This is a genomic window from Erythrobacter sp. Dej080120_24, from assembly GCF_036322605.1.
GTDB classification, from domain to species: Bacteria; Pseudomonadota; Alphaproteobacteria; order Sphingomonadales; family Sphingomonadaceae; genus Erythrobacter; species Erythrobacter aurantius.
Map to the genome: position 1 here is coordinate 2,995,716 of NZ_AP027262.1, position 15,352 is coordinate 3,011,067.

Here is a 15,352-nt window from a genome sequence, read left to right on the forward strand (position 1 = left end):
ATAGAATGCTTAGTGCGATTATATGAATTTTTCTTGATGAATTCCACCCTCTATCTGGTGCGCAAGTTTTCATCGGAGTTCCAGATGCCGCTCGCATTCTCGCTGTCGCACATTGCCCCTGTAATCCTGCTGCTTGTGGGAGCGATCGCGCTGTTCCGCCCCGGCAAACGCCCCGGCAATCTGCCGCGCCTCTCAGAGCTGGCAGCATTTGGTGCGATGGTGCTGACGATGATCGGCCTTGCTCAGGTGATCCTTGGCGAGCCTGCGCGGCTGACAGCCCTTCAGGAACCGCTGCTCATCGCCCTTCGCGCCGACCTGGTCAGCGCGACGATGGCTCTGCTGGTCGGGTTCATTGGCTGGATCGTCATGCGTTACAGCCGCACCTATCTTGATGGTGAGGAACGCGAAGGCGCGTTCCATGGTCTGATGCTGGCAACGCTCGCTGCGGTTCTGGTGTTCGTGCAGGCGGGCAGCATGGTAACGATCATCCTTGCCGCCATGACTGTCGGCGTGACGCTGAAGCGTCTGCTGCTATTCTACCCTGACCGCCCCGAGGCACAGCGCGCGGCGACCAAGTTCGCGCTGGTCTGGTATTCGGGCGATATGCTGCTGATCCTCGCCGCATCGCTGTTGTTCGCGGTCTTCGGCACGAGCGACATCGCCGCAATCACCACCACAGCAAGCACCGAGGGTCTCGGCTTTGCAGGCAATCTGGCGGTTGCATTCATCGTCCTTGCCGCCGCGCTCAAGACCGCCGCCTTCCCGCTGCATGGCTGGCTTACGGAAGTGATGGAAGCTCCGACGCCGGTGTCCGCGCTGCTGCATGCGGGTATCATCAACTCAGGCGGCGTCCTGTTGATCACCGCAGCGCCGCTGGTTCAGGCCAGCACCGGCTCGATGGCGGCGCTGGTGCTGCTGGGCGGGCTGACCGCGCTGTTCGGTGCTGCCGTGATGCTGACGCAGAACGCCGTGAAGACCGCGCTCGCCTGGTCGACTGTCTCGCAAATGGGCTTCATGCTGTTGCAATGCGGGCTGGGTCTGTGGACGCTGGCGCTGCTGCATATCGTTGCCCACTCGCTTTACAAGGCGCACGCTTTCCTGTCCTCTGGCGGAGCGGTGCAGGATGTTGCCAGCATCCGCCGCCCCGGCCCGGTTGCCGCGCCCAGTGTCCCCGCCGTGCTAAAGAGCTTTGGCCTTGCACTGGTGCTCTATGCCGCGATTGCCACGGTGTTCACGATCTTCATCGGACCCAAGAGCGCGCAGGCGCTGGCGCTGGGTGCGATCCTGATCTTCGGCGTCGCATATCTCGTGGCTCAGGGTCTTGCCGATCTTGCACCGGTTGCTCTTACCAAGCGCACCGTTGCTGCCTCGCTGGCAGCCGCCATCGCCTATTTCAGCTTCCAGGCAATCGCCGAAGCCATCTGGGGTCCGGGCTTGCCCGCCGCTCCCACGCCAGGCCCGCTGGAATGGGCGCTGATCGTGGTCGCAGTGCTCTCCTTTGGCCTTGTCGCCTTTGCACAGGCTCTGTTCCCGCTGTGGGCGCACCACCCGTCAACCGCGGGCCTGCGGGTCCACCTCGCCAACGGCCTTTACCTCAATGCCCTGCTTGATCGCGCCATTGGCGGGTTCAGCAAAGCCAATTCCAATTCGTAAGGCAGACCAGTCATGTTCATGAAGCATTCGCAGATCACCCCCGTCCGCCTCTCGGAAATCCTCGGCGCTGCAGAGGCCGCTGCACGGGCGATCCCGCCCGCCTTCCCGCTGGATGCGACGGTCGCGGTCAATCCTTTCCTGGGCCAGACCGGTGAAGACCTCGCCACAACGCAGGCGCGGCTGGCGCGGGTTGCGGGTTGCCCCGTCACGCTCGACGCGCAGCACTTTGCGACTGCCATCCGCGAAGGGAGGATCACAGATCACGACCTGTCAGAAGCGCTTGACGCATCGCCGCACGCCGGCAAGCCGTCCGGCCTTTCCGCGCTCAAGGTTGCAGCCAGCGCCATGGGGTCGGGGGTGGCTGCAACCGCCCTGCCCACTATTGCCGATCTGGCGGCGGAAGCGACGGGCATTGACTGGCCCTCAATCATCGACAAGACCGTGGGTCGCTGGGCCGCCGGCCAGTTCGACCGGGGTCAGGCGCTGTGGTCGCCCACGCCGGGCACGCCTGCCTTTGTTGCATGGCGCGAATGGGCCGTGCATGACCTCACCCCGGAAGTTGCCGGGCTAAAAGGGTTCTGCGCCCATGTGGCCGCAGCCCCAGACACCACCGAACGCGCGATCCTCGCCTGTGCGGACGCTCTGGGAATTTCGGGCGAAGCGGCGCAGACCGCGTTTCACCGCCTCTACATGAGCCTTGGCGGATGGTCGCAGCATGCGCGCTGGCTGCTGTGGCAGGCAGAGCTGGCAGGCGAAACCGATGGCACGATTGCCGATCTTCTTGCCATCCGGCTGATCTGGGAGGAGGCGCTGCTGGAGCACGTCCCGCAGATCTCCGATCGCTGGGCGGAAACCCTCGCCGCGCATGCAGAGCCGATTACGCCGACATTCGACCAGATCACCCTCGCGATCCTTCAGGACGCAGCCGAGCGCGCGCACCAGCGCAGCCTGATCGCGACCCTCGACGGAGGCGACACGCTGGACCGCCGCCCGTTCCTGCAAGCCGCGTTCTGCATCGACGTGCGCTCCGAAGTGTTCCGCCGCGCGCTGGAAAGCGTTGACGACGGGATTGAGACGATCGGGTTCGCGGGCTTCTTCGGCCTGCCGCTGGCACACCATACGCACGCCTCCGACATCGTCGAAGCGCGCCTTCCGGTGCTGCTCAATCCCGCGATCGAAACCACCAGCGCGGGCGATCCGGCAAAGGATCAGGCCAGCCGCATCGCCGCGCGCACCAGCCGTGCCTGGGGCCGTTTCCGGCAGGCAGCGGTGTCTTCCTTCGCCTTCGTTGAAGCGATGGGACCGCTGTACGCAGCCAAGCTGGTGCGCAGCGCGCTGGGCGGTGCAGCCAAGAACAAGCCCACCGCTCCTGCTCCGCAAATCGTCGGCGGGCTTTCGGCCCAAGCCAAGGCCGATACCGCCGCTGCCGTGCTCAGGGCGATGAGCCTTACCACCGGCCACGGGGAAATCGTGCTGCTGCTGGGTCATGGCGGCAACGTCACCAACAACCCGCACGAAAGCGCCTATCACTGCGGCGCTTGCGGAGGGCACACGGGCGAAGTCTCCGCCCGGGTGCTGGCGACATTGCTCAACGATCCGGAAACCCGCGAGGGCTTGAAGGCGCGCGGGATTGAAGTTCCGGAGGACACGCTGTTTGTGGCCGGTCTGCACGACACGACCACGGACGAAATCACCATCTACGAAGACGCTTTGCCCGCAGATCGCGCGTCCGACATCGCCCGCGTGAGCGGGTTCCTTGCAACCGCTGGCCGCTTTGCCCGCACGGAGCGTTCGGCGCGTTTGCCCGGGGCGAAATGGAACAATGTTGCCGCGCGCGCCTTCAACTGGGCCGAAACGCGCCCGGAATGGGGCCTTGCCGGATGCGCCGCTTTCATCGCCGCCCCTCGTGAAGCGACTGCGGGCAAGGATCTTGGCGGGCGGTCTTTCCTGCACAGCTATGACTGGCAGGCGGACGAGGGTTTTGCGACGCTCGAACTGATCATGACCGCACCCGTCGTCGTCGCCAGCTGGATCAGCCTGCAATATTATGGTTCCAGCGTTGCGCCCGAAGTGTTCGGCGGCGGGAACAAGCTGATCCACAACGTCACCGGCGGGATCGGCGTGATCGAAGGCAACAGCGGACGTCTGCGTCCCGGCCTGCCGTGGCAGTCGGTCCACGACGGGGAAAGCCTCGCCCACGAACCGCTGCGCCTGTCTGTCATGGTCGAGGCACCGCGCGAAGCGATTGCCGACATTCTCGAACGACACCCGGAAGTGCGCGCCCTGTTCGACAATGGCTGGCTGCACCTGTTCACGCTGAAGGACGGCAAGGTCGATGCGCGCTATCGGCCCGGCCTTGAATGGTCCGACACGATCGAGCCCGAGCGGCTTGCTTCGTAAGCCGCTGGCCGGAGCCGGGCATCCCCCAACCACCCGGCTCCGGCCTAAATCTCAATAACCGCTGGCCTGCCCGTCCTTGCGCATCTCGGTAGCTCCGGAATAGACCCCGGTTTCCGGATCACGCATGATTGCCTGATATCCGCCGAACATGATCCCGTCGGATACCACCCGGACATCATGGCCCATTTCGCGCAGGCGACGGACCGTCTCCGCCGGGATTCCCGGTTCGACATTGAGAGTGCCGAGCGGATCGGCGGAAGGCCCTGCAAGAGGCTCTGTCGGCTGCCTGCCGCCATCGTGATTGATACGCGCGGCATCGCCCGCTTCCTGAATGTTCATGCCGTAGTCGACCATATTGATCAGCACCTGCACATGCCCCTGCGGCTGCATGCCTCCGCCCATCAGGCCGAGCGTCATCAAAGGCTGGCCATCCTTTTTCACAAAGGCGGGAATGATCGTGTGAAACGGTCGCTTGCCCGGTTCATAGGCATTGGGATGCGCGGGATCGAGGCTGAACAACTCGCCGCGATCCTGAAACATGAAGCCCAACCCGTCAGGCACCAGACCGCCGCCCATGCCGCGATAATTCGACTGGATCAGGCTCACCATCATCCCGTCCTTGTCGGCAACGGTGAGATAGGTGGTATCCCCTTCGCCCTCCAGCTTCGGCTCGCCGGGGCCGAATTCAGGGGTCGCGCGCTCAGGGTCGATCAGGGCGAAACGCTGCGCGCCATACTCGGGCGTCAACAATTCTTCGGGCAGCGCGGCAAAATCCGGGTCCGCGTAGAAGCGGGCGACATCCGCATAGGCCAGACGCTTCGCTTCAGTGATGTAATGGATCACCTCGGGACTGCCGCGTTCCCATTGCGACAGATCGACATTGCGCAGGATGTTGACCATCTGCAGCGCGGCGAAGCCTTGCGAGTTGGGCGGAAGCTCACACAGCTCGTAACCGTCGCGATATTCGGCGCAGGCAGGTTCGACCCATGTGCTCTCATGCGCGGCGAAATCCTCCAGCGTGTAGGCCGAGCCCTGCCTTTGCAGATAGTCCACCATTACGCGGGCAAGTTCACCCTTGTAGAAGACATCGCGGCCTTCGCGGCCGATTGTCTCAAGCGTGTTCGCCAGATCGGGATTTCGAAAGACTTCGCCCGCCTCGGGCGCGCCGTCGGCGAAATAGGTCGCGCGGGCATTGGTGAAATCGAACTGGTCGGAACGGCGCTCAAATCCGGCGAGGTTGCGGGCGAAATACATCGCGATCACCGGCGCAACCGGATGACCTTCACGCGCATACTCGACCGTGGGTGCCAGCACATCGCTCATCGGCAGCTTGCCGAAACGTTCGTGCATCGCGAACCAGCCATCTACCGTGCCGGGGATCGTGACCGGCAGCGGCCCGAGTGCGGGCAGCGAGGTTTCTCCACCAAGTTTGGCAAGGAGGTCTTCCAGCGTCTGCCCCATCGGTGAGCGACCAGAACCGTTGAGGCCATGCAGACGGCCCGTCTTCGGATCGTAGATGATCGCGAACAGATCGCCGCCGATCCCGTTGCCGGTCGGCTCCATCAGGCCCAGCGCCGCATTGGCGGCGATCGCCGCATCCACCGCGCTTCCGCCATCGCGCAGGATCTGAAGCGCAATCTGCGTCGCCAGCGGGTGTGCGGTCGCAGCAATGCCATGCTGCGAATAGACCGGGCTGCGCGACCAGTTCGCACCAACCGGCCGCCCGCCTGCACCGATCTGTTCCTCGACCGGCTTTGCCTCCTGCGCGGCGATCGGGGACGCCGAAAGCGCGAATGCCGAAATGGCGGTGAGCAATGCAGCCCGCATCTTCTTCTCCTGAAAGTTGACACCTTGATCAGTGCCAGAACAAGAACCGATCATTGAAGGTTCCCCAGCATTTGCACGATCATGTCGCCCGCCTGCAATCGGCGAGCCGCCAATTGCGACCGACAAACGACATTTCCCGATCCACCGGAATCCGGCTAGGCGGGATCGCAATCCGGATCGGGGCATTGATCCGGCTTACAGGGATTGTCGAAATGGGCGGTCGCTGCCAGAAGCCCCCGCGATACATTGTCTCTTTCGACCGACAAAGGAATGTCAATTGCGCCTGATCGCCTTCCTGCTCGCTCTCTTGATCGTCACACCGGCCACCGCCCAAGGTATTCAGCAAACCCGCGGCGATTTCGAAGACAAGTTCCGCCAGCTTGATGAAGTGCTGCCCGATGCGAATGTCTACCGCAACGCCAGCGGCGCTCCGGGACACCAGTATTGGCAACAGCAGGCCGATTACCGGATCACCGCCAGTCTCGACGAGGATCGCCGCCGGCTGACCGCCCGCGCCACGATAACCTACAAGAACAACTCGCCCGACACGCTGCCGTGGATCTGGATGCAGCTGGATCAGAACATCTTCCGCAAGGATTCGATGTCGGAGTTGACCACCACTTTCGGCGGTCCCGGCAGGCGCGGGCCGGCGATGGGGCCGGGCAGCGGCGATTCCCCGGCACGGCTTTCGCTTGAGGAATTGCGCCGCCAGCAGGCGATGGCGGACAATGAATACGGCTATGAAATCGGCCGCGTGACGCTCCCCAGCGGCGCGACGCTCGATCACACGATCGTCGGCACGCTGATGCGGATCGACCTGCCAACACCGCTGCGCCCCGGCCAGAGCGTATCGTTCAACATCGACTGGGCTTACAACATCGTCGAAGAGAACGTGATCTTCGCCCGGTCCGGCTATGAACACTTCCCCGACGATCCGCGCGAAGGCGGCAACGACATCTTCCTCTTTGCCCAGTGGTTCCCGCGCCTTGTCGCCTATTCCGACTATGAAGGCTGGCACAACAAGGAGTTCCTTGGCCGGGGCGAGTTCACGCTCGAATTCGGGAATTACGATGTCACCATGACGGTGCCCGACGATCACATCGTGTCGTCCACCGGCGTGCTGGCAAACCCCACCGCGGTTCTCACCGCGACCCAGCGCCAACGCCTTGCGACTGCGCGCAATTCGGACACGCCGGTGTTCATCGTCACCCCGGAAGAGGCCGAGGCCAACGAAGCCACCGGCCCCACGGGCAACAAGACCTGGCGCTTCACCGCGCAGAACGTGCGCGATTTCGCCTGGGCTTCCAGCCGCAAGTTCATCTGGGACGCGCAGGGCCACAAGCAGCCCGGCGCGGAGCATGAAACCGTGATGGCGATGTCGTTCTGGCCCAAGGAAGGCGGCGAGCTGTGGCGCAAGTACTCGACCGCCGCCGTGGTCCACACGATGAAGGTCTATTCGCGCTACAGCTTCGATTACCCCTACCCCACAGCGCAGTCCGTCAACGGTCCGGTGGGCGGGATGGAATACCCGATGATCACCTTCAACGGGCCGCGCACCACTCTCAACGAAGACGGCAGCCGCACCTATTCGCTGTCGGAGAAGGTCTATCTGATTGGCGTGGTCATCCACGAGATCGGCCACATCTACTTCCCGATGACGGTCAATTCCGATGAACGGCAATGGACGTGGATGGACGAAGGGATCAACTCCTTCCTCGACAGCGTCGCCGGCTATGAATGGGACCCGGACCTGCCGTGGACCCGCAGCCTGCCGCGCGATCTCATCCCTTACATGACGTCGGACCAGCAGGTTCCGATCATGACCCAGTCGGACAGCGTGCTGAACCTTGGCCCCAACGCCTATGGCAAGCCGTCCGCCGCGTATCACATCCTGCGCGATACGGTGATCGGGCGCGAGCGGTTCGACTTTGCCCTGCGCGAATATGCGCGGCGGTGGCGGTTCAAGCGGCCCACCCCTGCCGACTTCTTCCGCACCATGGAGGAAGCCTCGGGCACCGATCTCGACTGGTTCTGGCGCGGCTGGTTCTACACCACCGATCACGTCGACATCTCGCTCGACAGCATCCACCGCTTGCGGCTTGACACCCAGAACCCCGACATCGACCTGTCGCGCCGCCGCCAGGAGCTCGCCGATGAGCCCGAGAAGGTCGGCGTCCGGCTCAACCGCGAACAGGGCCTGCCGATCTGGGTGCTGGAGAACCCCGGCGTCACCGACTTCTACGACAGCAACGACCAGTTCACCGTCACCCCGCGCGACACCAAGCGGTACGAGAGCTTCCTCGAAGGGCTCGACGACTGGGAGCGGCGCGTGTTCGACCGTGCGGTGGAAGAGGACAGCAATTACTACGTGCTCAGCTTCTCCAACATCGGCGGGCTTGTCATGCCCATCATCCTCGACCTGCGCTTCACTGACGGGACCAGCGAACGCATGATGATTCCGGCGGAAATCTGGCGCCGCAACGCCCGCAACGTCAGCAAGCTGCTGGTCTTCCCCAGGGGCAAGGAGCTGGCCGAAGTGGTGATCGACCCTGATTGGGAAACCGCTGATGCCGACATCAACAACAACCACTACCCGCGCCGCATCATCGACAGCCGGGTCGAGGCCTTCAAGAGCCCCGAGCCGTCTTCGCGCTTCGGCCGCGACCTGATGGCCGAAGTGCTGGTGCAGGAGAAGGACGAGAGCGAGAGCAAGACCGAGGAGGAAACCGCCGAGTGACGCGCCTCGCCCTTCAGCTTCTGGCGGCGCTGCTGCTGGCGTTCCCCGCTGCCGCACCGGCATGGGCACACCAGCAGAAGACCACCATCACCAATGTCTCGCACAATTCGCGCACCGGCATGGTGGAGGTGATCCACTTCGTGCCTCTGCACGATGCCGAACACGCGCTCAAATCGCAGGGCGTCGCCGCGCCCGACATCGTCGGCGATATCGAGAGCCGCCGCGCCTTCGTGCGCTATCTGGCGGAGCGGTTCGTGCTGGAAAGCGGCGGCGCGCCCGTCGCGCTGACCCTGCTCGGCAGCGAGATCGACGGCGGCAATCTGGTGATCTACCTCGAAGGCCCCTCCCCCGGCCCCGGAGCCGATGTGCGCCTCGGCTCGCAATTGCTGACCGACATCTGGGCGCGGCAGGAGAACCGGGTCAACATCGGCAGCGGGGGCGAGCGCCAGACGCTGATCTTCCGCGCCGGAGACCGCCCGCAAACCGCCCCGCTGCGCTGACAGCGACGAATCGTCCTCAAACTCCTTGGCCGCCCGAACCCTACAGGGTGGAACAGGTGGAACACGGTCCAGAGGAAAAAGCCTCCGTTGTGTCACCATTGGCGCGCGAACTGTCACCATTGGCGCGCAAACTGTCACCTTTGAGCGCGTAGTGTCATCCGGATCGGCGGGAGTGTCACCTTTGAGCGGCAAAGTGTCACGATAGCCGCATCCGAAGTGTCGCCTTTCGCGGACCAAAGTGTCACCTGAAAATGCGTGCACGGCGAGCGGATTGAGGGCGAAATGAAGGGCGACCATGCCCCCGATGGTAGCGCCGTGAGACGGTGTAGGACAGCGGGGGGGGGATGCAGCGGCGCAGTGCGGCGTTAAGGTGGACCCTATGATGGATGGGAGAGCTTTGGGGGCTGGAGACGCCTTCGACCGGCCATCCTCAGGGTCAAAGTGTGCCAGTCGGGACGCGGAAGATTTGCCAGCGATTGCAACGGCTTGGAACGCGACCGGACCACTCTGTGCCGCAGATTCCACACCGAGTCACAACCGGCACAGAAGATTCACACCGCCATAATCAGCAATAAGTCGCTGATCTAACGCCACTTCACCAACAGCAGGCGCTGTGTACGGTGTGCTTGTATTGGGGAATGGCGCGCTCGGTTCGTTCCGATGGCGCTTGAGTTACTAAAAAAGTGAAGTGGGTTTTCAATCTCGAACAGGGCGCTGGAAAGCGCAAATCACCAATGCCGAACGATCAACCGCACCTTTTTGATATTAACAAAGAGTACAGTGAAGGTCCAAAGATGTATAATATTTCGTAGATAATTTTGATCAAAACTCAACAGACGAAAATATCACGGTGTCCCCTGACACGCTTTCCACAATGGTTGACGCTCTGAATCTATGACGTTTGTTCAATGGAAGCGAGTTCAGATAATTGAAGTATGCTTTACCACTAACACCGTCAACGAACCGGAAACGCCAATGCTTTCCCGGGCATTGGTTGAAGGAAACACTAGCATGGTCGAAGAATACATCAAATTTCGCGATCACCGGCGTGCCAACAATCCTTGATTCGCAAGTTGTTGTTTGAACAACGCTTGAGACCAAACTCGACGCAGCGCAGGCGGGAAACAAGGTAAATACAGCCGCGGCGATCAGTGTTCGGAGAGCGTGGGAGGCAGACATTGAGTTCGCTTTCATTGGCAACTGGGGTGAGCAAGATCCGTTGCCGTTTTGCAGGCCCCCGCAACGGACTGTCGTACAGCATCTTCGATATCAGGAAATATCTCGGGTACGCCCAGACCTCGATCGATAGCGGCACCATTTTGATACGCTTGCCGTTCGGAGGCCTCTCTGTCGCTTCTCGACATCATGCGACCATTCTCTGTCTGGTATTGATCATGCCCGACTTCATGGCCAAGAGCGTTGGCTCCGTCATTTGGATTGGGAATCCGCTCTGGGTTGAGAGCGATAATTCGCCCATCTTCAGTGTAACTTGCGGGGCCTGACATTCCGGTGTCTACGACGATTGTGATACCTTCTGAACCCTTCTCTCCCAAAGCACCTAACACGCCATCAATCCTCTCGCGATCGGCAGAGCTCTCTTTTGTTCCTTCGCGTGCTTGGGTGACTACCGCAATCAACGCTTCAGCGACATTACAAGCATCCGCCTTGCAAGTGTAGCGCCCCGTCGGATCCACCCCATTGATCGGATCCTGTCCGACATACCCATAGAGGTTGACATTATCCTCATACCCGATGGGATCGGTCTGCATGAACCTGCCGAGGGCGGGGGAGTAGATGCGCGCCTTGTAGTAATACATGCCCAGCTCAGGCAGCCAGACCTGCCCGGTGTACTGGAACCGCCCTTCGTTGCCCGCGCCGGGCTGACCGTACTCGTCGTATGTGTTGATCACCCGGCTGGCAGCAGAGTCGTAGCGATCCGAGCTGTAGACGATCGATCCGCGCGCATCGTTCTGCAGGAAGCGGGCGTTGTTGATGCTGATGCTGGCTCCGTTGTAGCTCACCAGCGGATCCCCCGCCTTCGCGGGGGCAGGCTATGCCGGAAGCAGGGCCATGGGCATGCCCCTCCCGCCCGCTCGCACCCCGCCTTCACAGCACCGGAATTCATCGCCAACGGGCAGAGCCGCCTTGCCGCTCGTGCAGCGCGGGTCATGCGCTTGGCGCTATGGTCGCGGTTCTCCTAGCGCCTCGAGCACGTCGGCCCATGACACCAGTTTGAAGTTCTGGGCATAGGGTGGGTTGATGCCGTCTTGCGCTATGAACAGGCCGCCCGGATAGTCCGGGCCGAAATCGCGATTGTCGAGTTCGATCCCGTCGGTTTCCTCTGTCGCGCCGAATATTCCGGCGGCGATGCGGAAGCGGCCCACCGGCTCATGGCCGGGCAGGCGATAGACGGCATAGGCATTGTCGCCCTGCGATGAGGCGACGAGATAGCCGCCGTCTTCACCTTCGGGTGCGATGGCGAGGCCTTCCAGATCGGCCACCAGCATCCTGTTGTCGATCGGGGCGACCATGCGCTTTTCCCCCGAAGTCATGTCGATCGCCCACAGTCCGGCGACCTCCTCGCCAATGTAGAGCGTGCCGGTGCGCGGATCGGCGATGCAGCCTTCGGGCTGGGTGGCGACCGTCGCCAGCGTGCCGGTGACAGGTGCGAAGTCTGCGACCGATGGCGTCAGGACCGTGCGATAGATCCGTCCGTTCTTGGGCGCGCTGAACACCACCACTTCGTCCGATCCCGCCGGCTTGGCGATGCAGATGCCATAGCCTTCGCCCGGCCCCACCGCGATCCGGCCCGCAGGCGCAAGCGTGCCCGTCGCCGGATCGAGCATGGCAAGGAACAGATGCGCGGTGGCGAGATCGGCCCGGTCGCTCGCGATGACGAGGATGCGCCCGCCTTCGATTTCCACCAGATCGACATTGTTCATGCCCGGCGCGGCGAGGAAGGAGCGTTCCTCGCCCGCCAGATTGTAGACGTACAGGCCGCCCTTCTTGTCGGTGCCGACAATCAGGCTTTTCGACGGGTCCGCCGGATTGCGCCAGATCGCCGGATCGTCCGCCGCATCCTCATTGGCCGTACCGACCGGAGGAGTTTGCGCGACGGCGGTGACGGTGACAGCGGGATCACCGCTCGGGATCGTTGCGCAAGCGGCAGCAATCCCGAGCGAGATCAGAGCGAAGCCGTGAAACGGTCTGAGCATTGCATTCATCCTCAGAAGGTCAGGCGGACGCCGCCCTTCATCGTCCAGTTGTATTCCTCGAATTGATAGAGGTTCTGCCGGTTGCCCAGATTGTTGAAGGCAAAATACTTGGCGTTGTTGATGTTGATCCACTCGTAGAACAGGCGGATGTTGTCCGTCAGTTCGAACCGGGCGCTGAAATCGAGCTGGAAGTGATCGTCAACGAATCGATCGAGCGTCGCGTCATTGTTGATTTCATCCAGATAGCCGTCGCGATATGTCCCTGCGAAACGCAGGCTGAGCGGCCCCTGCTCATATCCGAGCACCCCGTTGAAAGTGTGCTTGGACGATGCCGGAAGGGCGATGTCGCGATAGTTGACCGGATCGAGCAGGTTCGCAAGGCTGCCATCCGGCACCGAACCTTCGGCGTCGGTATAAGTGTAATTGGCCTGCACCAACAGCCCCGGCAGGAAGTCGAAAGTCTGCGAATAGCTCAGTTCGACGCCCCAGACCGTGGCGCTGTCGCCGTTGATCGGGATCACGGCTTCGTCGAATGCGGTGCCGTTGAAGGTTCCGGGCGTGTCGACTTCGACATCGACGATGAAGTTGTCGATGTCCTTGTAGAAGAAGCCAGCCGAAATGCCGCCGTTGCTTGACATGTAGTATTCGACCGAAGCGTCAAAGTTCCACGCCTTGAACGGCACAAGCGCCGGGTTGCCGAATTCGCCCGAGACTTCATCGTCGTCGTTCACTTCGACGATGAAGCGCGGTGCGAGACGCGACAGGCGCGGACGCACGAGGCTGCGATAGCCCGCAGCGCGCAGGATCAGATCGGGCTGTGCTTCCCAGCGGATGTTGAGGCTGGGCAGCCAGTCACCATCCTCGCGGGTGAAGGAGATCGGGGTGACCAGCACCGTGTCATCAAGCGCGACCTGACCGTTGGGCAGGGTCGAATCTTCTTCGAACAGCGCAACCTGATTGCCCCGCGTCTGGCTGAAGGTGCGCTCGTACCGCACACCGCCGATGACCAGCAGCTTGTCGGTTTCATAGCGGCCGAGCACGTAACCTGCGGTGATGTCTTCCTGTGCGTGGTAATCTTCGGCGGCGGAGTCGAACTGGCTGTCGACCGTCTGCAGCTCGAAATCGCCGAAATTGTCGAAGAAGAAATCGGTTGCGCCGGTGTCGCTGGGGGCCGGGTTGATATCGGCCAGCGGATAGCGCGGCGATCCAAGAACATCGGCAACCGAGAACGTGCCCGGCCCGTCATATTCGTAGAATTCGACCGTCTTGTTATAGGTCTTTGTCCGCCAACGCAGTTTCATCCCGCCCTGGAGCGTGAAAGTCCCGTTTTCGAGATAGTTTTCATATCCGAAATCCAACCGCGCGGCCCATTCCTCGTCCTGCGCATCGGAAAGAGCGGTGAATTCGATATCGTTCAGCTCGTAAATCGACGGGTCGAAGAAATCGGCGGTGTTGCCGCTGACCGAATAGAGCGGCACGCGCGGATCGCTGAAATCGAATGCCGCGATCAGCCCGTCTCCGCTAAACCGGTTGCGGAATTCCGCCGGGTCGACCGATCCGTCCTCGCGTTCTGACGACTTCGCCCAGCTGAGCGAGTATTCGGCGAAGTAGCTGTCCCAGCGGCTTTCACCGCCGAACGAAATCGTCTGGATGCGCTGGCGTTCGAAGCGATCCTTGATGTCGCGTTCGACCTGGATGCGCTCTTGCGAATCATCGAAGATGGCAGTCGCACCTGACTGCGAGGTCGGTCCGTTGTCTTCGAAATTGCCGAGATCGAACGTCAGGCGGCGGCGAAATTCCTGATCGTCGAACTGGCTCCAGACCCCGCGCAAATAGAGTTCGGTGCTTTCACCGGCGCGGAAATCGAAATTGAGCGTGCCGCTGATGCGTTCACGTTCAACGTCATAGTCGCGGTATTGAAGCTCAAGAGAAACCGGAGCACCGGCAAACTGAACCCAGTCGTCGGCTTCGACATTGTCGGTTTCGAACTGGCGGTTGTAGTAGGAAAGGCCACCGGAAACGCCGAAGTTCTCGGTCACGCGGGTGGCGAAATCGATCGAACCCTTTGGCGTCAATTCGCCGCTGAAATCATTGTAGCTGCCTTCCAGCCGGACCGAGAGCAAGTCCTTGCGGCGATCGAACGCGCTGGTCGTCTCGATTTCGACAGAGGCGCCGATCGTGTCGCCATCCATATCCGGGGTGAGCGATTTCTTCACCTCGATCGATTCGATAATGTCCGACGAAATGACGTCGAGCGCTACCGAGCGCACGTCGCTTTCGGGAGCAGGCACGCGTACACCGTTCAATGATGTCGCATTCAGTTCTGGATCAAGCCCGCGCACCGAAACGAAGCGGCCTTCACCCTGATCGTTGAGAACATTGATGCCCGGCAGGCGACGCAGACTTTCGGCGACGTTCTGGTCAGGGAACTGGCCGATCGCATCGCGGGTTAGCACATCCGATACTCCGTCGGCTGCGCGCTTGCGCGAAAGGGCACTCGCCTGGTTCGCGGCCTGACCGATCACGAGAATGTTCGAACCGGCGCTGCCCAGCGCGAAGTTCTGAACCACCGTGCCTTCTTCCGGCACCGCGATGGTAAAGCTTACCGGCTCCGCCCCGATGTAATTCGCGGTCACGGTGTAGCTGCCTGCCGGCACATCCGCGAAGAAATAGGAACCGTCGCGCTGCGTGGCGGTGCGCCGGCCGAGTTCCTCGATCACGACTTCGGCGGCCTGAAGCGCCTCGGTGTCGGTGGTGTCAGCCACAACGCCGCGAACCTCGCCAGCAAAGGCAGGTGCAGCCATGTTGGTTGCGAGCGCGACAGCGGCGCTGCTTGCAAAGAAGCGAATACGAGTCATCCTAGATGTTCCCCTGTTTGCCCTGCGCACTCGCAAGGCTCCTGTGACGGCGCGAGCGTTAGTGGGGATGAATGACAGCAGAGCGACCAAACGGTTGCTTGCCCATGACAATCAACGGCCAAGTGATGACAGACTCGTCACACTCGGCAGCTCGCCGGATGC

8 protein-coding genes are annotated in these 15,352 nt (G+C 61.9%); 4 read left to right on the forward strand and 4 right to left on the reverse strand.

All coding sequences use genetic code 11. The annotated features are described in order from the left end of the window. The first annotated feature begins 36 nt into the window (after nucleotides 1–36). Both AABA34_RS14345 and AABA34_RS14350 read left to right on the forward strand, forming a co-directional pair. On the forward strand, nucleotides 37–1,653 hold the full coding sequence (locus AABA34_RS14345) for a proton-conducting transporter transmembrane domain-containing protein (protein ID WP_338303169.1): 1,617 nt from the start codon (nucleotides 37–39) through the stop codon (nucleotides 1,651–1,653). 12 nt (nucleotides 1,654–1,665) lie between these two features. Then, the gene (locus tag AABA34_RS14350) at nucleotides 1,666–4,053 is read left to right on the forward strand and encodes a YbcC family protein (protein WP_338303170.1); all 2,388 of its coding nucleotides are present in this window, start codon (nucleotides 1,666–1,668) and stop codon (nucleotides 4,051–4,053) included. A 51-nt stretch (nucleotides 4,054–4,104) separates the two neighbouring features. Here the strand turns inward: AABA34_RS14350 and ggt are convergent, their stop codons facing one another. Beyond that, nucleotides 4,105–5,880, reverse strand: a complete 1,776-nt coding sequence (gene ggt, locus AABA34_RS14355) for a gamma-glutamyltransferase (RefSeq protein WP_338303171.1) — start codon at nucleotides 5,878–5,880, stop codon at nucleotides 4,105–4,107. Nucleotides 5,881–6,157: 277 nt separating this feature from the next. Between ggt and AABA34_RS14360 the strand changes: the two genes are divergently transcribed. Then, complete coding sequence (locus tag AABA34_RS14360; protein ID WP_338303172.1) at nucleotides 6,158–8,617, forward strand: M1 family metallopeptidase; 2,460 nt, start codon at nucleotides 6,158–6,160, stop codon at nucleotides 8,615–8,617. Continuing rightward, entirely contained in the window at nucleotides 8,614–9,117 is a 504-nt protein-coding gene (locus AABA34_RS14365) for a DUF6702 family protein (protein ID WP_338303173.1), read from the forward strand. Before AABA34_RS14360 ends, AABA34_RS14365 begins: the two co-directional genes overlap by 4 nt. 1,190 nt (nucleotides 9,118–10,307) lie before the next feature. On the opposite strand, the gene AABA34_RS14370 is transcribed toward AABA34_RS14365, so the two are convergent. From AABA34_RS14370 to AABA34_RS14380, 3 genes are all read right to left on the reverse strand, one after another. Next, nucleotides 10,308–11,138 (reverse strand): RHS repeat-associated core domain-containing protein, encoded by an 831-nt coding sequence (locus tag AABA34_RS14370; RefSeq protein WP_338303174.1) that lies wholly within the window; start codon nucleotides 11,136–11,138, stop codon nucleotides 10,308–10,310. A 159-nt stretch (nucleotides 11,139–11,297) separates the two neighbouring features. Further along, nucleotides 11,298–12,332, reverse strand: a complete 1,035-nt coding sequence (locus AABA34_RS14375; RefSeq protein ID WP_338303175.1) for a phytase — start codon at nucleotides 12,330–12,332, stop codon at nucleotides 11,298–11,300. Between the two features lie 11 nt (nucleotides 12,333–12,343). Then, on the reverse strand, nucleotides 12,344–15,190 hold the full coding sequence (locus AABA34_RS14380; RefSeq protein ID WP_338303176.1) for a TonB-dependent receptor: 2,847 nt from the start codon (nucleotides 15,188–15,190) through the stop codon (nucleotides 12,344–12,346). Between the last annotated feature and the right edge of the window lie 162 nt (nucleotides 15,191–15,352).

Bases quoted from the DNA above. Each gene is read 5' to 3' on its own strand.
- AABA34_RS14350 (WP_338303170.1), top strand. From the start codon at position 1,666: ATGTTCATGAAGCATTCGCAGATCACCCCCGTCCGCCTCTCGGAAATC.
- AABA34_RS14345 (WP_338303169.1), top strand. From the start codon at position 37: ATGAATTCCACCCTCTATCTGGTGCGCAAGTTTTCATCGGAGTTCCAG.
- ggt (WP_338303171.1), bottom strand. From the start codon at position 5,880: ATGCGGGCTGCATTGCTCACCGCCATTTCGGCATTCGCGCTTTCGGCG.
- AABA34_RS14375 (WP_338303175.1), bottom strand. From the start codon at position 12,332: ATGCTCAGACCGTTTCACGGCTTCGCTCTGATCTCGCTCGGGATTGCT.
- AABA34_RS14380 (WP_338303176.1), bottom strand. From the start codon at position 15,190: ATGACTCGTATTCGCTTCTTTGCAAGCAGCGCCGCTGTCGCGCTCGCA.